General features: G+C 57.1%; 17 protein-coding genes. 9 read left to right on the forward strand and 8 right to left on the reverse strand.

Annotation, left to right across the window (positions count from 1 at the left end):
* Positions 1–484: 484 nt before the first annotated feature.
* From CFII64_RS13290 to CFII64_RS13300, 3 genes are all read right to left on the reverse strand, one after another.
* Entirely contained in the window at positions 485–1,408 is a 924-nt protein-coding gene (locus tag CFII64_RS13290) for a helix-turn-helix domain-containing protein (protein WP_020291299.1), read from the reverse strand.
* 170 nt (positions 1,409–1,578) lie between these two features.
* On the reverse strand, positions 1,579–2,121 hold the full coding sequence (locus tag CFII64_RS13295) for a VOC family protein (protein ID WP_020291300.1): 543 nt from the start codon (positions 2,119–2,121) through the stop codon (positions 1,579–1,581).
* Entirely contained in the window at positions 2,118–4,013 is a 1,896-nt protein-coding gene (locus CFII64_RS13300) for an FAD-dependent oxidoreductase (RefSeq protein ID WP_020291301.1), read from the reverse strand. The genes CFII64_RS13295 and CFII64_RS13300 overlap by 4 nt, the downstream gene beginning before the upstream one ends.
* Before the next feature lie 253 nt (positions 4,014–4,266).
* Between CFII64_RS13300 and CFII64_RS13305 the strand changes: the two genes are divergently transcribed.
* A complete protein-coding gene (locus CFII64_RS13305; RefSeq protein WP_020291302.1) occupies positions 4,267–4,725 on the forward strand; it encodes a cupin domain-containing protein in 459 nt (152 codons plus the stop codon).
* Positions 4,726–5,371: 646 nt separating this feature from the next.
* On the opposite strand, the gene CFII64_RS13310 is transcribed toward CFII64_RS13305, so the two are convergent.
* Complete coding sequence (locus CFII64_RS13310) at positions 5,372–5,572, reverse strand: hypothetical protein (RefSeq protein WP_156883173.1); 201 nt, start codon at positions 5,570–5,572, stop codon at positions 5,372–5,374.
* Positions 5,573–6,013: 441 nt separating this feature from the next.
* On the opposite strand from CFII64_RS13310, the gene CFII64_RS29750 reads away from it, so the two are divergent.
* Positions 6,014–6,328, forward strand: a complete 315-nt coding sequence (locus CFII64_RS29750) for a hypothetical protein (protein ID WP_156883174.1) — start codon at positions 6,014–6,016, stop codon at positions 6,326–6,328.
* Between the two features lie 132 nt (positions 6,329–6,460).
* Here the strand turns inward: CFII64_RS29750 and CFII64_RS13315 are convergent, their stop codons facing one another.
* From CFII64_RS13315 to CFII64_RS13325, 3 genes are read right to left on the reverse strand one after another with little or no spacing between them, the layout of a single operon-like run.
* Complete coding sequence (locus CFII64_RS13315) at positions 6,461–7,480, reverse strand: TRAP transporter substrate-binding protein (RefSeq protein WP_020291304.1); 1,020 nt, start codon at positions 7,478–7,480, stop codon at positions 6,461–6,463.
* A gap of 52 nt (positions 7,481–7,532) precedes the next feature.
* On the reverse strand, positions 7,533–8,813 hold the full coding sequence (locus CFII64_RS13320; protein ID WP_020291305.1) for a TRAP transporter large permease subunit: 1,281 nt from the start codon (positions 8,811–8,813) through the stop codon (positions 7,533–7,535).
* Positions 8,810–9,373: a TRAP transporter small permease gene (locus tag CFII64_RS13325; RefSeq protein WP_020291306.1), complete on the reverse strand. Its 564-nt coding sequence runs from the start codon at positions 9,371–9,373 to the stop codon at positions 8,810–8,812. Before CFII64_RS13325 ends, CFII64_RS13320 begins: the two co-directional genes overlap by 4 nt.
* A 497-nt stretch (positions 9,374–9,870) precedes the next feature.
* On the opposite strand from CFII64_RS13325, the gene CFII64_RS13330 reads away from it, so the two are divergent.
* Positions 9,871–11,667 carry a methyl-accepting chemotaxis protein gene (locus tag CFII64_RS13330; RefSeq protein ID WP_020291307.1) on the forward strand — a complete coding sequence of 599 codons (1,797 nt, stop codon included), beginning with the start codon at positions 9,871–9,873 and terminating at the stop codon, positions 11,665–11,667.
* An 84-nt stretch (positions 11,668–11,751) separates the two neighbouring features.
* On the opposite strand, the gene CFII64_RS13335 is transcribed toward CFII64_RS13330, so the two are convergent.
* Positions 11,752–12,522 (reverse strand): GntR family transcriptional regulator, encoded by a 771-nt coding sequence (locus CFII64_RS13335; protein ID WP_044901352.1) that lies wholly within the window; start codon positions 12,520–12,522, stop codon positions 11,752–11,754.
* Positions 12,523–12,591: 69 nt separating this feature from the next.
* Between CFII64_RS13335 and CFII64_RS13340 the strand changes: the two genes are divergently transcribed.
* From CFII64_RS13340 to CFII64_RS13365, 6 genes are all read left to right on the forward strand, one after another.
* Positions 12,592–13,884, forward strand: a complete 1,293-nt coding sequence (locus tag CFII64_RS13340) for a M20 family metallopeptidase (RefSeq protein WP_020291309.1) — start codon at positions 12,592–12,594, stop codon at positions 13,882–13,884.
* A gap of 92 nt (positions 13,885–13,976) precedes the next feature.
* A complete protein-coding gene (locus CFII64_RS13345) occupies positions 13,977–15,548 on the forward strand; it encodes an ABC transporter substrate-binding protein (RefSeq protein ID WP_020291310.1) in 1,572 nt (523 codons plus the stop codon).
* A gap of 15 nt (positions 15,549–15,563) precedes the next feature.
* Positions 15,564–16,511: an ABC transporter permease gene (locus CFII64_RS13350; RefSeq protein ID WP_020291311.1), complete on the forward strand. Its 948-nt coding sequence runs from the start codon at positions 15,564–15,566 to the stop codon at positions 16,509–16,511.
* Positions 16,504–17,337 (forward strand): ABC transporter permease, encoded by an 834-nt coding sequence (locus tag CFII64_RS13355; RefSeq protein ID WP_020291312.1) that lies wholly within the window; start codon positions 16,504–16,506, stop codon positions 17,335–17,337. The genes CFII64_RS13350 and CFII64_RS13355 overlap by 8 nt, the downstream gene beginning before the upstream one ends.
* Complete coding sequence (nikE, locus tag CFII64_RS13360; RefSeq protein WP_020291313.1) at positions 17,334–18,968, forward strand: ABC transporter ATP-binding protein; 1,635 nt, start codon at positions 17,334–17,336, stop codon at positions 18,966–18,968. Before CFII64_RS13355 ends, nikE begins: the two co-directional genes overlap by 4 nt.
* Complete coding sequence (locus CFII64_RS13365) at positions 18,958–20,181, forward strand: M20 family metallopeptidase (RefSeq protein ID WP_020291314.1); 1,224 nt, start codon at positions 18,958–18,960, stop codon at positions 20,179–20,181. Before nikE ends, CFII64_RS13365 begins: the two co-directional genes overlap by 11 nt.
* The last annotated feature ends 73 nt before the right edge of the window (positions 20,182–20,254 follow it).

Genomic DNA, 20,254 nt, shown 5'->3' on the forward strand with positions numbered 1-20,254 from the left:
TGCAGGCGATCCGTGCCACGGATTGAACCTGTCGCTGCGCACTCGACACAAAAGTCAGGTAACTACTTATCCTATGGAGCTCCTGTGACATCAGAAGCATGTGGATGCGCGCATTAATCCAAAATGCTGGTCCGCAGCGAAGAGTCCTGGAATGGGAAGAAATATGAAAAATATCCTCACGGCGTCCCGCAGCTGACGGTCGTTCATATGACCATTCCAGCAAGAACTTCATTGCCATGGCACACACCCGATGCCAAATGCGGCGTACATTCTTTCCGGGCAAATGACCGTTGAAGAGCTCGTCACAGGCCGCACTCTAACCATTAAAGCCGGATAGGCATTTCCGGAACCTGTCGACGATACTCACCACGGTACAACGGGAGAGGAAGAAGCCGTCCAACATTTGGGGCGCACTTCACCTTAGCCGGGACCCCATAAATGAGGCCTCACTCTAGGCCCCATTATAGGTATATTCGCTGGTCGATCACTGGACGGTGAGGGAACAGAACAACCCTAAGGCATTTTTTTCTCGATATTCTTTAGGCGTCATTGACAGCTTTTCTTTGAATAATCTGGTCATATGGCTTTGGTCAGCAAAGCCGCAATCCATCGCCACGGCCTTGAGCGGCACATTGTGCAGAGTCGAAAGCAACCGTTCGGCTCGCTTGAGCCGTTGTGCCTGCACATATTGATGCGGTGAAACGCCAAACACAGTTGCAAACAACCGAACGAAATGCGAAGGGCTCAAATCGACGATGGCGGCCATGTCCTTTACCGATATGGTGCCCGAGAGGTGGGTCATGATATAGCGCTGTAAGGTGTCGAGACGGGCTCTGGAAATACGTGATACGGTTTCGTCCTGACCATCACATTTTATGTATTTGCGCATGAGGTGAATGCATAGCTGTATTTCCAACGACTGCGAGAAAAGATCGCTGCCAGGTTCCTCACTCAGCGCTTCTGCCTCATAGCACCCCATGAGCGTGGATAGCGCAGCGTCGTTGACGATCGGATAGTGGTCAACGAAGGTGCGATCGATGTCCTTGTGAAAAATTTCGCTGGCGACCTTGGCCATGAGCGCTTGTGAAATGTAGATATGGCTGACTTCTATATCATTCATCCAATACCAGCGCGATGACTCGCCACGAGTGAGTATCGTTACATCATCCTCATGTACGGCATTCTTTCGCCATCGGGAGCCGTCGTGAAACCCGAGATTGGAAGTTCCCTTTTTCCAGCGAACCAGCTCATAGTCCCTCATGCAGGGTATATCTACCTCGGTTTTATAGAAACGATAACCTCGGACTGACATACCCTTGTTCGGCACCGTATCCACTGTACCTTTGATAGTGATTTCGCCTGGTATCACCTCGAGCATTTTCTCTGGCGCCAATAGAATCAGACTCATCACAACTCCTTTATTGTCATTAAGTAGTGGAGTTTTTTCACAGTCGCGGACCCGCCAGTCACCTGACCGGATGCGTGTACGGGCTTCTAAAAATAGCACATGCCAAAGTGCGACCGAGCCCGGCTCATTGTCAGCATGAGCTAGGCCCCGTCAGCGTCACGTCACGAGCATCACCGAGACTGTTTGTTGAGGTCGTCTTCTGTGGTGTCGCTGGGCCTCCAGCGGCGAAGATCCGTCTGGCGCTCATAAGCTTGGGCTGTTGGATAGGTGACCAGCTCAATCGTACTGCCCCAAGGCGTTCTGGTATACACGTAGCGATTGCCCGCACCGGCATCAAGTCCCGGAAGTTCTCCTGGCTGGCTCAACAAGGTGCCGCCCGCCTTCGCTAACCGATCAGCGGCAGCGTCGATGTCGTCGACATAGATGCAAATGTGCTGGATACCAAGGTCACTCGGGACCACGGGATTCGCCTGCGCCACGCCAGAATACGAAAACAGCTCTAGATTGGGGCCGTTGCCAAGCCTTAGCATGCGGATGACCTGGATCACCGCGCCTTGCGCGATTCCAAGCCCTGCCTCCACTGCCGGGCCACCCAGTGGCTTGTCCAGCATGTCATAGAGCACCTGCGCACCAAACGCCTCTTCAAAGAAACGGGTAGCCTCCTGCATGTCCGGCACGGTAATTCCGACATGCTCGATAGCGCGAACATTCATAGTGCTTCTCCTATACGTGCGGCTGACCAAAAACCTGATTGCGTGGCTTCGTACATCCTCCCTCCTCGAGCGCGCGTGCCAATGCTTTGCACGCGATAGTCATCGACCAGTCCGGCATGCAGTGTCGACGCCATGCGCGCGCTGGCCATAATGACCTGGCCATCCGCGGGTAGGATGGCGTTGGTGACAATCTTGGCGCCAAGGTTTTGCAAGAGCTCCGTAAGATGGCCGCGCTGCATGTCGTTGGTATCCATACCGACGCTAACTGCCGGGGATAGCAAGCTGACGTTTTTTCCGTTCTCAGCCAGCCAAAGTGCTGCGAAAAGAGCAACTTCAGTCTCGCCAAACACCATGACCTCGCTCGCCGTCGGGAGAATGCCACTGGACATCATCTGGGTCACATCTGTGCTGGGATCCGCAGACTCGGTTCCGGTGGCAAGCAGCACCGTATCCCACAGGTGCGGATTAACGTCCTTGCCATCGGAGTGCAGGTGGACCGTGACCCCTACGCGATCGAGTTCACTTGCGTAAAAATTGATCATGTTGATGACCTCCATACGAAACGGGCTGGCCGATGCCCAGGCCCAAAGTTGTCCGCCAAGCCGCCCATCGCGTTCGAGCAGAGTGACGCTGTGGCCGCGTTGAGCGGCGAGGATCGCCGCCTCACAGCCGGAAGGTCCTGCGCCGATCACTAATACCCGCTGTTTGCTGGCGGCAGGACGGCGGGCCTGCTCGGCACGCCGCTCTTGGCCCAAGGTGGGGTTGATAACGCACTGCGTGCCTTTACCGTTGAACATCCAGCGCGATATGCACTCATTGACGGCCAAGCAACGGCGCACGCTTTGAGGCTGTCCACGCTGAGTCTTGATCACCGTATCGGGGTCAGCAAGTCCCGATCGCCCGAACGCGACAAAATCCAGCTCGCCTGCCGATACCGCTTGGGACATTTCGTCGAGTAGCCAGGTCAAGCGGCCTACGCCAATGACGGGTATCGACACCCTCTGCTTCACGGCCTTGGCATAATTGACCAACGAACCGGGGGCGATCATCGGTAATAGCGTCATCGCTGTATCGTAATTGCCAGCGCTGACATCCAAGGCATCTACATGAGGCTCAAGCATTTCACAGAACGCCAGCCCGTCCTCGAGCGAAAGCCCGCCTTCATAAGGTTCGACCACGCTGAGCCGATACAACACTGGATAGTCAGGACCGACCTCGGCGCGTATGCCACGAACCACCTCGAGGGCAAAGCGCGCGCGATTCTCCAGGGATCCCCCCCAGCTATCCGTGCGCTTGTTGGTGAAAGGCGATAGAAATTGGCCAAGCAGGTAACCGTGGGCGCCATGCAGTTCCACAGCGTCGAAGCCGGCTGCCACTGCGCGACGAGCACCCTGGACGTACTTGTCTATCAAACCTGGAATCTCATGCTCCTCGATAGCGCGCGGTGCTGTACCGAATGCGCTGGTGATCCCCGCAGTAGGTGCCAGCGGTGGCTCGTTTCGCTCGGTATTGCCTTTTGAGTTCTGGCGCCCCGTATGGTGCAGTTGCACGGCTATCTTCCCACCTTCGCCGTGCACGGCATCTACCAAGTTGCTGAGCCCGCCGATGAACCGATCGTGATCGATGCGGATCGGGTGGCCGACAGTGCGCCCTACTTCCCAGTCGATGGAGGTGTTTTCAGTAATGATCAAACCGACCCCGCCCCGGGCGCGCGCTCGGTGGTAGTCGATCAGCTTGTCGTCGACTTCGCCAAAGGTACTGGCGAACTGGGTGAAGATAGGGGCCTGGACGAACCTGTTGCGCAGCTGCATCGTGCCGATCCGCCCAGGTTGGTAGAGTGCCGCAGCAGGCCCATCTGACATCACCAAGGTTCTATCGCTTGAAGGGACCATAGCTATCTCCTCAGGTCATTGTTTTTATTTTTGAGCCTTGATCATGTGAGGCCGGACCGCAGGAGTATTGAATATTTGTCGCGGTTCATTGAAGAAAATGACTTTCCCGACTCCCTACCAATTCCACTGGCTATTCGGAGCAAAAGGGCATGGAAGAATCGTTCAACAGAAACGCAGAATTATTCAATACCGCGTTCAGTCGAACATCCGACACTACCGGCACACAATAAAAACAATAGCTACGAGGAACGTCATGAAGATACTTGATATCAACACCCGCTTGCTCGCCTTGACCGCGGTATTCGCCAGCGCCGCATACGCAGGGGACCCGCCCGAGATCAAGGCAAAGGTCGCCATTAAGGAAGTGGCCTCTTGGGAGGGCACGCCCTATAAGTCCTACCCAACCGGCCAGCCACAGTTGACCATCCTTGAAATCACCATACCGCCCCACACGGCGTTACCCTGGCATCAACATCCGATACCCAATGCGGCTTACGTGGTATCTGGAGACTTGACAGTAGAGGACAGAGTATCCGGTAAATCTCATAGGGTAAGCGCCGGGCAGGGGTTCGCTGAATCGGTAAACTCCAGTCATCGCGGCGTGACGGGTGACAAAGAAGCTGTTGTCATAGTGACCTACTCGGGCGTGGAGGGAACACCCTTGTCAATTCCCGACAAAGGTGAAAAGGCCGAGTTCGAACATGTGGAATAAGCTTTGAGCTTGGTGGTCAAGCCTGCGCATATATTGCTCAGGACCGAGATGACGCGTTGAAAAGCACTTCCTTACACGGTGTGATCATCTAGCAAAGCATATGTGGGCCGATAGCGACCGGCTGTGACCGTCACTATCGGCGCTCTATCACTCAAAACGCTACTTCAAGGATGTTGGACAATTACCGGCGGTTTCACACGGCATGGGCAGATTCCAGCCGTTCGTAATTTAGCGTCTTGACCTGGTGAATAATTGTCACGGCAGGCATAAAAGAAGCCGCTTTAGCGGGTTATTTTTTCATCAATTCCATTCCAACCTCCTGAGGGCGGCTGTCACCGCCATGGCGGTCTTCAGTTATCTTTAGAGTAGCTCCGACGCTCAGGCTGATAACTACAAATTTCCACCTCGGCATCTCGTGGTATAGGCATGATTTGCTTAAGAATGTATAAACTGTATGGTCGAACGACGGATTATCATCAGTGGATCCTATAAGGCGTCGGGGAAAGTCCGATTACCCTCTTTGGGATAACAGCCATAAACATCGCTTCAATTCAAATCGCCATCGGAAAGCATGGGCATCCCTCCTCCTAGAAGCGTGCCAGTTGGCGACTCAGCACTCGGCTTGCCCGCGACCCGACACACTGATTCAGGTGATCTCGTTGCTTGAGAGGAAAGTCAATCCAGCCCCGTTGGTTTTGCTGGCACGCATCCAGGTCAGCAGCGAAGTACGCGCTACGCCGACAATCGAGTCCAGCGCCAACGCGATGGTAAAAGCGGCCCGCGCCGTAGCGATGGGCCAACCGGCAGCCCAGATCCGCGTTTCCAGGTAGGTCTGTGTGGCATCCACATAGGGCTCGAAAAAGTCCACCAATTCCAGTTGTAGCTCATAGCGTTATCGAGCAATCATGATTGAAGCGATGGCCTCGGTCGGGCGTGAGTGGATCTCAGCCTGTCTGGCGAGCAACCTCAATGGTGTGCAAGCGGCTGTGGCCGGTGGGAGTGTGGAAGCCCGAAGTATTGAGTGGTTGTCTTGACTGGAAAGGTTTGCAGTGCTCTACCCCTTTTTTTTATATTCGATAAAATTATAACTATACTAAATGTCTCTTTAGTTTAGTTATTGAATGGATCGGCCAATCGAATGGATGCACCCCATGTATATCTGCGCTTCACCAAACTTTCCTGGGTGACCGCTGCCCTGCTTTTTGTGACACCGTCGGTCGCCAATTCAGGCTGGTTTTGGCAGAGAGTCCAAACTTTATAGTGCGACTCTAAAAGGAGGCGTACAACAATGAGCAACACTAGACTGAGCGCAGTTACTGCAATGCTGCTGGCCGCAGCTTGCGTGACGGCGCTTGCAGACCCACCGAGAAAACACACCGGGAACAACACCGTCAGCGAAACGACTTCCCAACCTTCGTCTGCATACTCAGCGCCTGTCGGCAACTACGACAAGGCAAATGAATATGTCCAGCCCGTCGGAAGAAGCGGTTCACATTCGATGCATCCTGGTGCGCCTGTAGCAGCCGAGCAGTTTGCTGACGATCAGGTAGAAGCGTCTAGAACGATTGACGATGATTATCCCAATGCTCCCGGGAGCAATTGAGATCATCGCCTGAGTGGTCGAAGTCCGCAGCCATCAACTGCCGTTGCCTGGACTGTGGCATGTCCAGCAAGGCACCCATTACAGGCTCTGTCGGCTTCGACCACTCGCAATTCGTCACGGCCCTCAAGCCTTTTACTGCGCTGCGCGAACCTTGGCGATTTCGTCGTACATCATTTTCACCAGGCTGCCATCAAGTTCTTTGGAGAACTTCTCGATTACCGGCTGCACACGTTGACGAAAACGGTCTTTCTCTTCAGGTGAGATGTCGTTAACCGCGACGTGTTTCTCGAGATTGCCTCGCGCTTTTTCCATGCTCTGCGCAGTGACCTCGCGTTGAAACACCTGAGCCTCTGCCGCAGCGTCTTTTATGATCTGCTTCTCGTCATTATTAAGACGATCCCATGTTTTCTTGCCGATGATGAAAGACTGTGGATTGAAGATGTGTCCAGTCACCGACAGGTACTTTTGTACTTCGTAGAACTTGCTGCCTTCGATCACCGTAAACGGGTTTTCCTGGCCATCAATCGTGTGCTGCTCCAGGCCGGTATACACCTCAGGGAAAGCCATCGGCACAGGGTTGGCGCCCAATGCAGAAAACGTTTCCAGGTAGATCGGCGACTGAATCACCCGCAGTTTCAGGCCTTGCATGTCCTCCAGTTTGTTAATGGGCCGTTTGCTGTTGGTGATGTTGCGAAAACCCAGGTCCCAGTAACCCAGGTTGATCAACCCTTTGCTGTCCAGTTGCGCGGCCAGCTTCTGGCCTACTGGACCATCGATCACCGCGTGAGCTTCTTCGACGTTGTTGAACAGGAATGGGAAGTCGAGCATCGCGAAGTCTTTGGCCTGGGCTGCCAGGATGCCGGAGTTGAGCACAGTCAGGTCCAGCGTACCGCCTTGCAACGAAGAAACGGTTTGCACATCACCCCCCAGGGTCCCACCCGGGAAAAGCGTCACTTTTATCTTGCCGCCGCTTTTGTCACGAACCAACTCGGCAAACTTCTTGGCGCCCTGCCCTTGCGGATGTTCTTGAACGTTCTGGAACGCAAAGCGCAGGGTTCGCTCGCGAATCTCCGCCGCGTGGCCGGCCATGCTGCCCAGCAACAAGCTTGTTGCGCAGGCTCCCGCCAGCAGGGATTTGATGATTTTTTGCATGTCACTCTCCATATTGTTTTTAGAAGTCGAGTTACTGGGATGCTCGCCGAGATCAACCGGTGAAAAACTTCAACGGCACGAGAACCAGCGAAGGAAACAGCACAAGCAGAAACAGCACTGCGAACTGGGCAAGCATGAACGGCCAGACACCGCGGATGATCTCGTCCATGCTTATCTTTGAGACGCCACACACCACGTTGAGCACCGTACCGACGGGGGGTGTGATCAAGCCAATGGCGCAATTGATCAAAAACAGCACGCCGAAGTAGACCGGATCAATGCCTGCCATGACGACGGCCGGCATCAACACCGGCGTCAGCAGCAGGATGGTCGGAGTCATATCCATCGCCGTGCCGACCAGAATCACCAGCAGCATGATGACCATCAACAACATCGTCGGGTTATCCATGAAGGGTTCGAGTACCCCCGCCAGTTGCTGAGGCAACTCGGCAATGGTCACCAGCCACGACGACACCATGGCCGCCGCCACCAGAAACATCACCACCGATGTGGTCTTGGCCGACGTAAGAATCAGGCCATACAGTTGGTCGATCTTCAGCTCCCGGTAGATCACCAGCGATACGAACAGTGCGTAAACCGCGGCAACCACGGCCGCCTCAGTGGGGGTAAAAATGCCGAACTTCAGGCCAAAAACGATGATCAACGGCAAACCCAGCGCCCAGCTGCCTTCGACCAGGGCACGCATGACTTGGGCAAGGCTTTGTTTAGCGGGGGGGGCAATGTTCTCGCGACGGGAAACAAACCACCAGGCCACGGCGAGCGCGACGCCAAGCATGAGCCCGGGCACGATTCCGGCCAGGAACAGCTTGGAGATCGATACGCCGGAAGCGACGCCGAAGACGATGAAACCAATGCTTGGGGGAATCACTGGCGCGATGATCCCGCCGGCAGCGATGAGTCCTGCCGAATGCGCACGGTTATGCCCGGCCTGGACCATCATCGGCACCAGCAGCGCGGCGAGCGCGGCCGCATCGGCCACCGCCGAGCCTGACAAGGACGCCAGCAGGCACGAGGCAATAATCGCCACGTAGCCCAGGCCGCCGCGCTTATGGCCAACTAACGCCATGGCAATGTTGACGATGCGTTTGGACAAGCCGCCGGCATTCATGATCTCGCCAGCCAGCATGAAAAACGGCACAGCCATCAGCGGGAAACTGTCCGCACCGTTGAGCAGGTTCTGCGCGATGATCTGCGCATCGAACAGGTCTAGTTGGAGCATCAGGGCGACACTGACCAGCAACAAGGCAAAGGCGATCGGGATACCCAACGCCATGGTGCCAATCAGCGAACCGAGGAATATGGCCAGAGTCATGGGTGCGTTCTCTTGGTAGTGGACTGCTGTTTCTGGATAGCGTCGATTTCCTCGGCCGCGTCACTGTCCCTGACCATCACCAACTCGTCATCGCCCAGCTTGCCGCTGACCACCAGGTACAACTCGTACAAGAGAATTGCGCCAGCGCTGGCGCCAAACACCAGGCCTGCCGCATAAAACAGCGCCATGGACAATCCTGATGCGGGTGCCACGACGTCCAGGTTGATGACCGCCTGCTGCCAACTGCCGCTGAACACCAACCAGCAGATGTACAGCATCAAGAAATGACCGATCACCAGACAAATGCGCTTGCCGCCAGGGGGCAAGCGCCTGACCAGGCTGTCCAGGCCCATATGCGCGCGATCTTTCAGCGCGACCAGCGAGCCGAGAAAAATCATCCAGACAAAAAACCAGCGCGACAGCTCTTCAGAGACGCTGATCCCGGAGTTGAACGCATAACGCAGTATTACGTTGCCGAAGACCAGCACGATCATTGCGACCATGCACAGCACAATCAGCAACTTCAGCAGTTTGAAATACAGACCAACGATTCTTGTCATTGTCTACCTCGTAAATGCCCCGAAACCGAAACGCTTGACGCGATGCCGCCAAGGCAAACAGCTCTGACTCTGTGAGTGTCTGTGCCCTTGTGGCTGCGTTAAGACAAATCTGCGGGCTCGGGGCCGCGTCGGGGAACGTGCTGCCTGATAGAACGCGGGACAGAACGGGGAAGATGGAGCATGAGCAAGGGCTGCTGCATGGGAGGGCCTCTTATATTTTTATTGTTTTCCTGGCGATGATGGCCCAGGTGTGCGGTTAAAAATGTACTAACCGGTTAATTCGGTCAACATCCAAATAGATTTTTGATGGCGCGAGCTCTAAAAGCGTGCGATTAACGATCACTTTCAGACGATCGACGTCGATTTTGTGCCTCAGTGCGGGGTGACCGTTCCCGCGCATCATTGTGAGGTAGCGGCTTTAATTAAAGCTTTCCCTTTTGCGGTCGACGACTACCCATTGAAGAACGGTTTTTATGATCTTGCGAAGGAGCAGCGGCATGCGGATGTTCAAGGCTTTGTATGAGTCCATCGAAATGCAATTTTTCGATTCACTCACCAAAAAGCTCTCAAGCCTTTTCCTGCTTGTCGTCGTCAGCGCCCTGCTCTACTGGGTAGCTTTGAGCATCCGTGCCGATATCGTTCAGCAACTGCGAAATTCGCAGCTGGATGCGACCGTACTGGCCCAGATTGAAGGCAGCCTGAACTCGCTCAACCACGCGATTTTGTTCAGCACGTTATTCACGCTGTGCATGGTCAGCTTTCTGGTCTGGTATTTTCGCCACCTGATCGTGCGTCCGGTCACCCATATGACTCAGGTCCTTGAGGAAATTGCCAGCGGCAGCGGCGACCTGTCCAAAGACCTGCCGCTGCTGACCCATGACGAAATTCGCGGACTGGCCAGCACCTGCAACCGCTTTCTGGGCAAGCAACGGGAAATCATCAGTACGATCCAGGCCTTGACGGTGCAAATTGCCGTCGAGTCGGCTCGTTCCCTGAAAAACATCAGCGACTCCAGCGACAGCGCGACCCACCAGGCACGCTTCGCCAAGGAAGTGATGGACCAAAGCAACACGGCGGTGGGCAATATCCAGGAGGTCTCGCAACAGACTCAAGGGATCTCCAGCACCACGGCCCAGAACCTGAGCATGGCCCGCAACTCTTACGCCGAATTGCTGGAAGTCACCGGCAACATCAGTGAAATCTCCAACAACCTCAACGAATTCAGCACGCTGGTCTCCGCCTTGAACCAGCGTTCGTCGAGCATCAAATCCATCGTCGGTCTGATCCAGAAGATTTCCTCGCAAACCAACCTCTTGGCGCTCAACGCTGCGATTGAAGCCGCACGCGCAGGTGAAAGCGGACGCGGTTTCGCGGTTGTTGCGGATGAAGTGCGCACCCTGGCGCAGAATGTCAGCAAAGCCACTGACGATATCTCCCAGAACATCGATGCCATGCTGCTGGAAGTCGGCTCGACTCATGAGCAAACCGCCCACATCAGCCATAGCGCAAGGGAAACCCGCAAGGTCGTCGAGCGCGCCTCTGGCCATTTCGAGACCATGATCGGCGACTTCGAGTCCACCAACGGCAAGCTTGCCGACATCGCCGAACACATTCAGCAGTTCGCCGAGAGCAATACCGGAATCAACGAGCGCGTCACTCAGATCTATGCCGACAGCCAGTCCATTGATCAGCGCATGGTGCTTTCAGCCACGGCGACCCGCGACCTGTTAGGCGTTGCCGAACGGGTGCAGACGATGCTCGGCAAATTTGTCCTGGGCCATGGCGCGCTGGACGCGGCGATTACCCGGGCGAGCGACTGCCGCGATAGCCTTCAGCAGCGCCTGGCGGTGCTGCAACGCGAAGGGCTCAATCTGTTCGACCAGAGTTATAAACTGATCCCCAACACTGATCCCAAGCAGTACATGACCAGCTACACCGAACGCTTCGCGCAGGTATGTCAGGAAGAATGCGACAAGCTGACCAAGGGCACAAAGGGTGGCAAGGTTTCGTTCATCGTCGACAACAAGGGCTATTGCCCGGTCAACAACAGCTGGGTTTCGAAACAGCCAACCGGCGACCACGCCGTCGACCTGCCGGTCTGCCGTAACAAACGGATGTTCAGCGACCCGATCGGCCTGCGTGCAGCGAGTAATGAACAGCGCTTCCTGCTCCAGACTTACCTGCGCGACACCGGGGAAATCATGACCGAGATCGACGTGCCGTTCTTCTTCGACGGCCGCCATTGGGGCAACCTGCGCATGGGGTTTGATGCGGCGGTGTTGTTGGCAGAGTAAGTACCGTCACCTTGATCGAGTTCTGTCACCCGTTTGAGCGTAAACCTCTGCCAACCTTGCAGGTGCAACGGGGCTCGGCGTCCTTCAGCGTATTTCGTTGACGTACATGAAGTGCTCGGTGCTGACACGCTGGTGGGTCATCATTACCGGCGTTGCAGACTGATCGAAAGATACTGCATCGATAATCATCACCGCATGGGGCGCAGTCAGCTCCAGCAGGCGGCAATCCTCGGCATTGGCCAATCCCGCAGTCAACTGCTCGCGTACTGCGGCTACACGCAGACCGTATTGGTCAAGCAGATAGCGATAAAGCAGTTCCGGCAGCTCGTCTGGCCCTGGGAAGTCCGGAACCTTGCTGGCTACCACGGTGAAACGCTCGTGCATTGCAGCTACGCCATCGATGCTACGCAACCGGTGCAGACGATAAACCGGGCCACCCTCTTCGATCAGCAACTTCTCGGCGTCCAACGCAGTGGCCTCGCCGAGTTGGTAGTCGAGTAAGGCGGTGCGCGACTTCAGCAATGCACCTTCCTTATTGTGCAAACGGAAATACTGGAAGAAGTAACGCAAGTTATGCAGCGGTGCCCAGCCGGTAACCACGGTGCCTGTCTTGCGGCGGCGCATCAGCATCCCTTCGGACACCAGTTCGGCCAATGCGCGGCGGATGGTTCCGACTGACACGCCGAAATCAGCCGCCAATGCATTTTCACTGGGGATCACGGTTCCGCTGGTCCATTCGCCGAGCAGGATCGCCTCAGAAATATGCCGTTTGACCACCTCATAAAGCGGCGCGCTGTCGTTCTCGCTCAACCTCGAGAAATTCCCGGTTGCGAGCGGCGAATTGCTATCTGTCATCTTTTTTCCTTGACGAGCCGTGCGTGGATACTTAACTATAAACTATATAGAAATACATCGAGAGCAAAAATGACGACGAATGCGACGCTGAAACAGGCACTCGAGTCGATCGAGGCGGATCATGATTCGCTAATCAATGATCTGCAACGAATGATCGCTGTGGATACCTGTTTTCCGCCTGGGGCGGGCTACGGCGCCTTTGCCGACCTCATGGATGAACTGGTCACTGCGCTGGGGATGAATACCCGGCGCGTCAATGTGCCCGAGGTGCTATGGCAGACCCGCAGCGGCGAAGCCTATGGCGAACGCGTCAACCTTGTTGCCCGCCAGCCCGGTGATCAGGAAGTCTGCAGCCTTTATTTCCACACCGACACCGTGCCGCCGGGCGATGGCTGGACTCACCCGCCGCTGCAACTGACCGAGGTCGAGGGCAAACTGATCGGGCGTGGCACCGCTGACATGAAAGGCAGCATCGCCTCCACCCTCGCCGCCTTGCGCGCGGCACAGCGTTTCAACCTGCCGCTGCGCTATTGCCCATCGCTACTGCTGTGTACTGACGAAGAAGGCGGTCTGTACCCCGGCATCCGTTATCTGGCTGAACAGCAGTTGGTAGAGGGCCATATTCTCAGCTTCAACGGTGGCGCGGCGCCACGCATCTGGGCGGGTTGCTTCGGCAGCATTGATCTGAAGATTACTGTCAAAGGTCGCTCCTCTCATTCGGGTGAACCGGTCAACGCAATCAATGCCATCGAACAAAGCCTGCCACTGCTGAATGCGCTGCACGGTCTTAAACTCGAAGTACAAAAACGGGCCTGGCCGATGCCCGCACCGCCTCACTACAACGGTGCCCCGCTGATTTCACGCATGACTCTGGCCGCAGCGCACGGTGGCAGCAAGGGATCAACCGTGCCGGCGCAGTTCGAGATCCTGATCAATCGTCGTTACGCACCTCAGGAGCCATACGAACAGGTCATGGCCGAACTGCAAAACTGCATTGATACCGCCATGGCGGATAGCGAAGCGTTGTGCGTCGAGCATGAAGTGATTGGCCATCTGGCGCCGGTTGCCGACCCGACAGGTCCACACTGGCCACGCTGGCAGGCCGCTTTGGGTGTTGGTTTTGGTTTCACCCCGGAGCAGTTTCAGTGCTACGGCTCGTCGAGCAGCTCGGACATGGGCTGGGTACAGCAAGCGGGGATCCAGGAGATTTTGCTGGGTGGGCTGATCCGCCCGGAAAGCCGAATCCATGCCGCCGATGAATACACCACGCGCAGCGACCTGATCGCTTTGGCGCAATCGATCCTGGCTTATCTGGCGGCTGATTTCATTCCGACAGTGCCCGCTAACGCGCCAACTGACTGAACACTGGAAACACCGAAGATCGGCATCAAGACTGGTTATCGGCTTTTTATCTGGCTGCCCTACGCCCACTCATTGCAAAGTGAAGTATCGCCATGACTACAGTTTTCAGACTCAACCGCCGTCGTTTCCTGACCACCTCCGCCATTGTGACGGGCGCTGCCATGCTGCCGTTTTCCGGCACGCTTTGGGCTGCCGCTTCCGCTCGCAAAGGTGGCACGCTGCGCATCAGCGTCGACCAGGCGGTAGGCATGCTTAACCCGCTGCTGGCGAGGGTCAACCCCGAGTATCTGCTCAGCGAGCTGCTCTATAACGGCCTGACCCGCCTGAGTCAGGACATGCAGGCCGAACCGGATCTTGCGCAGTCCTGGATCCATAACGACACCCTCACCGAATGGACCTTCACGCTGCGCAGCAACCTGCGATTCCACGATGGCAGCGCCTGCACCGCCAAGGACGTCGCCGCGAGCCTGCAAGCGATCCTTGACCCGAAAACCGCTTCGCCCGGCTTACGCAACATCGGCCCGATTCAAACTGTCGAGGCCCTGGATGACTTGCGCGTCAAGCTGACCACCAGCGCCCCATATGCCGACCTGCCAGTGAGCCTGGCCTACCCGGACGCCAAGATCGTCCCGGCGGCTATTTTGCAAGGCGACCTTTCTCGATTGTCCCGCGAGGCAGTAGGCACCGGTCCATTCAAACTGGTGTCGTTCGAGCCGGAACGCATGGTCGTGGTTGCCCGCAACGAACACTTCTACGACCCGCAACGTCCGCATCTGGAGCGCATTGAAATCCGGGTCTACCCCGATCCTTCTTCGGAAAGCTCGGCGCTGATGTCCGGCGACATCGACCTGATGCTTTCGGCTCAGGCCACCGAGTTCAGCCGTCTCAGCGGCGCTAGCGGCGTAAAGGGCCTGCGCGTCGCGTCCGGACAGTTCCTGAATATCAACATGGCGTGCGACCAGCCACCGTTCAACGACGTTCGTGTTCGCCAGGCGCTGTCCCTGTGCGTCGACCGCGCCGCCCTCGTGGACTTTGTCGCTGAGGGTTTTGGTACCCCCGGCAACGACACGCCGCTCAATGCCGCTTACCGCTATTACACCGATATCGCATTGCGAGAGGCCAATATCGAGCAGGCGAAAAAATTGCTCGCCGACGCCGGTTACCCGAACGGTCTGGACATTACCCTGGTTGCCTCGGATAAGCCGTCGACCCGAACACAGCTGGGCATAGCCGTACGCGAAATGGCCAAACCTGCCGGTTTCAATATCAACGTCGCCACCATGGCCAACAGCACTTACCTGGATCAGGTCTGGAAGAAGGGCAACTTCTACGTGGGTTTCTACAACATGCAGCCCTCGGCCGACGCCGTGTTCTCGCTGCTGTACACGTCGAACGCTGCCTGGAACGAAACCCGCTGGAACAACGCCGAGTTCGACACCGCCGTAGCCGCCGCCCGTGGCACCGACGACCCGGTCAAGCGCGCGGCACTGTACGCCACTGCGCAAAAGCTGATGCACGAGCAGGTTCCGTCGCTGATCCCGACCTTCTTCGACGTACTGGCCGCCCAGCGCAACTACGTGCAGGGCTACCAACTGCACCCGCGCGGCGCGGTATTCCGTCTGGATCAGGCCTGGCTGGACGACAGCGCGCCGAAGCGTGGATGAACCGAGGATAAACCTGTGACTGCTGCTTATCTGACCAAGCGTTTGCTGTTGGTCGTGTACACCCTGCTGATCGTTTCATTGCTGGTCTTTGCCATCACACAGTTGTTACCGGCGGATGCTGCGGTGACGTTATTGGGTCAGAGTGCCACTCCCGAGGCATTGGCCGCCCTGCGCGCCAACCTCGGTCTCGATCAGCCCGCGTGGCTGCAATTCAGCCATTGGCTGATGGCGGTACTGCAAGGCGATCTGGGTGTGTCGATGCGCAATGGCCAGCCGGTACTTGGCTCGCTGGTTGATGCGCTGGGCCGCTCATTGTTGCTGGCGAGCTGCTCCTTGCTGCTGATGCTGGCGGTAGCGATTCCCCTGGGGATCATCGCCGCTGTGCGTCGGGGTCGTCCGGTGGACCTGATCATCGGCGTGTTGTCGTATATCGGCGTGTCGTTACCGGAGTTCGTCACCGCCACGCTGCTGATTCTGCTCTTTGCAGATGTCTGGCAACTACTTCCGGCTACAGGCTACGTGCCACTTGGCGACAACTTTGTCGAAGGCATCCGCCACCTGATTCTGCCGACTCTCACGGTGTCGATGATCATGGTCGCCCACGTCTCGCGAATGGTGCGCTCGGAAATGATCGACGTGCTGGAGACTGACTACATTCGAGCCGCACGCCTCAAGGGCCTGTCGCGGCGCCGGGTGTTGCTTCGCCATGCGCTACGCAACGGCCTGCTGCCCACCATCACTATCGTCGCCCTGGACGTCGGTTACCTGTTGGGCGGCATCGTTGTGGTCGAGGAGATTTTCAACATCCCCGGCATTGGCCGCGAACTGCTGGTGGCTGTCGCCGCTCGCGACTTGCCGGCGATTCAGGGTGGTGTGCTGATCCTTGCCGCTACTTATTGCGTGGTCAACTTCGTGGCTGACCTGACCTATGCCTATCTCGACCGGCGGATTCAATATGCGTGATATTTTCTACCGCTTACTGGGTACTCCCCAGGGCCTGCTGGGCAGTCTGATCCTGATGCTGGCCGTGGTGCTGGTGTTTGCGGGACCGGCTCTGGCACCGTTTGACCCGGAAGCCATTTCGATCCTCGCGCGTTACAAGGCGCCGAGTCTGTTGCACTGGCTGGGCACCGACCAACTGGGCCGCGACATCCTTAGCCGTCTACTGATCGGTGCCCGTGCGACGATCTCGCTGTCGGTACTGGCCACCGCGATGGCGATGCTCATCGGTGCTTTGCTCGGCACTGTCAGCGGCTACCTCGGAGGGCGCATCGACGAAGCATTGATGCGTACCCTTGATGCGGTGATGTCCATCCCTACCCTGCTTTTCGCCCTGCTGATCGTCAGCACGCTTGGCAGGAGCGATTTCAACGCGGTACTGGCGATCACTATTGCTTTCGTTCCCGGCATGGCCCGCATCGCCCGTAGTGTCGCCCTCGCCGCCCGTCGTCAGGATTACGTCAATGCGGCCATCGCCCGTGGCGAATCGACGGCCTACATCGTGGTGCGCGAGATGCTGCCTAATATCGTCGCGCCAATCATCGTCGAAGCGACCATCCGCGTAGCCTTCGCCATCATGCTGTTCGCCACCCTCAGTTTCCTGGGACTGGGCGCACAACCGCCGCAGTCGGAGTGGGGCTTGATGGTCGCCGAAGCGCGGCGCTATTTCTTTCAGGCTCCGTGGATGATGCTCATGCCGGGGTTGGCTATCGCCATCGTCGCAATCGGCTTCAATCTGTTGGGTGATGGCTTGCGCGATGCCCTCAATCCAAAGGGACATCGCTCATGAATACAGTCTTGAAAGTGGCTGATTACAGCCTCGATTACCAATTGCCCAGCGGCGCCCTGCACGTCCTGCAAAACATCGATTTCAGCGTCGCTGCCGGCGAAGTGGTCGGTCTGGTTGGCGAGTCCGGCTCGGGCAAGACCACCCTTGGCTGGGCAATCATGCGTTATCTGGCCGGAAACGCCCGGGAAATCGGCGGCAGCATCAGCCTGCAAGGCGAAAACCTGCTGCAAATGCCCCCGCGTCAGATAGCAAAACTGCGCGGGGGGCGTTTGGGGATGATCTTTCAGGACCCCAGCGCTTCGCTGAATCCAACGCTAAGCCTCGGCGAACAAGTCGTCGAAGTCCTCACCCGTCATCGGGATCTGGGTTATCGCGAGGCCTGGGCCTTGGGCGAACAGTTGCTTGCCGATGTGGACCTTAAAGACCCGGCGGCAATGATGAAGCGCTTTCCCCATGAGGCCTCGGGGGGGGAAAAACAACGCGTGCTGATTGCTACCGCCTTCGCTTGTCGCCCGCAGTGTTTGATTTTCGATGAGCCGACTACCGCGCTCGACGTGATCAGCTCGGCGCAGATCCTGCAATTGTTCCGTCGTCTGCGCGAAGAAACGGGCGTTGCTTCTTTATATATTTCCCATGATCTGGCGTTGGTATCGCGAGTCGCGGATCGGGTTTGCGTGCTCAACCAGGGACGCATCGTCGAGCAGGCGCGCGGCGGGCGTATTTTTAGCGCACCGAGCGACCCTTATACGCAACGTCTGGTGGCTGCGGTGCCTGCCGCCGACAAGCGTCTGCTGGATGAAAAAAGACCTGTCGGGCCCGCTCTGCTGCAAGTCTGCGATCTTAATGTGCGATATGGACGCCCGGGCATGCTGGACAGTCTTTTGAGGCGCAAGTCTGTGCCGTCCATGGGTGCTCGCGACATGAACCTGAGCATGGTGCGCGGGGAGATTCTTGGCATTATCGGCGAATCCGGATCAGGTAAATCCACCCTGGCCAAGGCCCTGACCGGTTTGACGCCGTTCACCGGTGCGGTGTATTTCGATGGCGCACCGATCTCCGGCCCTGCGCAGATGGATCGCGACTACCGGCGCAAGGTGCAAATCATCTTTCAGCACCCGGATGCGTCGCTTAATCCACGGCAGACGATTGGCCAGATTCTTTCCCGGCCATTGCGCCTGTATGGCCTGACGGAGGGCGAATCCGAAGCGGAGGCCATCGCTCGTCTGCTGCGCGAAGTGCGTTTGCCAGAAGACTTTGCCAGTCGCTTTCCCCACGAGTTGTCAGGTGGACAAAAGCAACGTGTCGCCATCGCCCGCGCTTTTGCCGCCCGCCCGGAACTGGTGATCTGCGATGAAATTACCGCTGCATTGGACGTTTCGGTACAGGCTACGGTCATCGAGCTTTTACTGGAACTTCGACGCCAGCACGGCACCGCGTACCTGTTCATTACTCATGACCTCAACCTGATCCGGCAGATCGCCCACCGTATTGCCGTGATGTACCGCGGCGATCTGCTGGAAATTCTGCCCGCCGTGGACATGGCCGCTCAGGCGACCCACCCCTATACCCGCGCCCTGCTCGACGCAGTGCCGCAGCCTTTGAATGAATTGGAGTCCCTTGATGACGCCTGAAGCGCTAATCGACCGCATTGACGAGGCATACTGCCTGAATTTTCTTGCGCGCATGGTGCAGCACAAAAGCTACAGCGCCACCCCCGAAGAACGGCAATTGGCCGAGTACATGGCGGGGCAAATGCGCGAGCTTGGTCTGGACGCTGAACTGATGCCGGTTCCCGGCGAGCGGCTGAATGCCATCGGCACTCTCAAGGGCCAAGGTGGCGGCCACAGCCTGCTGTTCAACGGCCACCTGGACACCAACCCGGTGACCGAAGGCTGGACCGTAGATCCCTGGGGTGGAAAGATTGACGACGAGTTCATCTACGGCATCGGCGTCTCCAACATGAAGGCGGGTGACGCCGCCTATTTCTGCGCGCTTAAAACCCTCATCGATGCAGGCATCAAGCTCAAGGGCGATGTAATTCTCACCTACGTGGTGGGCGAATTGCAGGGTGGCATCGGGACCATTGCGGCCATCGAGCAAGGTGTGAAGGCTGACTACTTCATTAACTCCGAACCCACCGACCTGCAGGCCGTTACCCTGCATGTGGGCTCCTTGATGTTTGTCATTGAGCTGACTGGCGATACCCGTCATCTGTCTAAACGCGAGGAGGCCGTAGACGTCATCACCGCCGCCGTGCAACTGATTCCACAGATCAACGGCATCACATTCAGCGGTGCACGCTCGCCGGAACACGCCAAAGTCAATCGTGGCCACATTGGTGTAGTCCGTGGCGCCCTGGGTCGCGATCTTGAAGAATGGCGTCCGCCACAGGTTGCGGACTTCCTGCGTTTGCGCGGTTCGGCGCGCTACACCCCAGGCCAAACGGTGGAGTCAGTGCTAGCCGATTTGCAGCATCTGCTGGACCAGCTCTGCGAGCAATTTCCCGGTCTGCAGGCAACCCTGATCAATGACAGTCACAACCAGCCGCTGATGCCTCCATTCGAGGTGTCCCATGACTCGCTGATCGTCAGGGCCGTCAACGCTGCCTATCTGCAGGTTCGTGGCGAGCCGCAGCCTACCGGCATCATCACTCCACCCGCTTATTTCGGCACTGACGCTGCACACTTTTACCAGCGCCTGGGTATGCAAGGCGTGGTCTGCGGGCCGGGCGGCAAGTTCAACACCATGCCGGACGAGCGCGTGCACGTACGCGATTACCTGGACATGGTGCGCGTCTACATTCTGGCCATTCTCAGCGTTTGCGAAGTTGCCGGAGAACTCTGAACTTATAAATAAAAGGCAGGGATGCCAATAATAAAAAACAGCACGTCTACTCCTTCACCATCTGCTGATTATT

Source organism: Pseudomonas sp. CFII64 (genome assembly GCF_000416235.1).
GTDB lineage: Bacteria > Pseudomonadota > Gammaproteobacteria > Pseudomonadales > Pseudomonadaceae > Aquipseudomonas.

What these genes read in the sequence shown, in the direction of transcription:
- CFII64_RS13290 (WP_020291299.1), bottom strand. Translation starts at nt 1,408, where the DNA reads ATGAGTCTGATTCTATTGGCGCCAGAGAAAATGCTCGAGGTGATACCA.
- CFII64_RS13295 (WP_020291300.1), bottom strand. Translation starts at nt 2,121, where the DNA reads ATGAATGTTCGCGCTATCGAGCATGTCGGAATTACCGTGCCGGACATG.
- CFII64_RS13300 (WP_020291301.1), bottom strand. Translation starts at nt 4,013, where the DNA reads ATGGTCCCTTCAAGCGATAGAACCTTGGTGATGTCAGATGGGCCTGCT.
- CFII64_RS13305 (WP_020291302.1), top strand. Translation starts at nt 4,267, where the DNA reads ATGAAGATACTTGATATCAACACCCGCTTGCTCGCCTTGACCGCGGTA.
- CFII64_RS29750 (WP_156883174.1), top strand. Translation starts at nt 6,014, where the DNA reads ATGAGCAACACTAGACTGAGCGCAGTTACTGCAATGCTGCTGGCCGCA.
- CFII64_RS13315 (WP_020291304.1), bottom strand. Translation starts at nt 7,480, where the DNA reads ATGCAAAAAATCATCAAATCCCTGCTGGCGGGAGCCTGCGCAACAAGC.
- CFII64_RS13320 (WP_020291305.1), bottom strand. Translation starts at nt 8,813, where the DNA reads ATGACTCTGGCCATATTCCTCGGTTCGCTGATTGGCACCATGGCGTTG.
- CFII64_RS13325 (WP_020291306.1), bottom strand. Translation starts at nt 9,373, where the DNA reads ATGACAAGAATCGTTGGTCTGTATTTCAAACTGCTGAAGTTGCTGATT.
- CFII64_RS13330 (WP_020291307.1), top strand. Translation starts at nt 9,871, where the DNA reads ATGCGGATGTTCAAGGCTTTGTATGAGTCCATCGAAATGCAATTTTTC.
- CFII64_RS13335 (WP_044901352.1), bottom strand. Translation starts at nt 12,522, where the DNA reads ATGACAGATAGCAATTCGCCGCTCGCAACCGGGAATTTCTCGAGGTTG.
- CFII64_RS13340 (WP_020291309.1), top strand. Translation starts at nt 12,592, where the DNA reads ATGACGACGAATGCGACGCTGAAACAGGCACTCGAGTCGATCGAGGCG.
- CFII64_RS13345 (WP_020291310.1), top strand. Translation starts at nt 13,977, where the DNA reads ATGACTACAGTTTTCAGACTCAACCGCCGTCGTTTCCTGACCACCTCC.
- CFII64_RS13355 (WP_020291312.1), top strand. Translation starts at nt 16,504, where the DNA reads ATGCGTGATATTTTCTACCGCTTACTGGGTACTCCCCAGGGCCTGCTG.
- nikE (WP_020291313.1), top strand. Translation starts at nt 17,334, where the DNA reads ATGAATACAGTCTTGAAAGTGGCTGATTACAGCCTCGATTACCAATTG.
- CFII64_RS13365 (WP_020291314.1), top strand. Translation starts at nt 18,958, where the DNA reads ATGACGCCTGAAGCGCTAATCGACCGCATTGACGAGGCATACTGCCTG.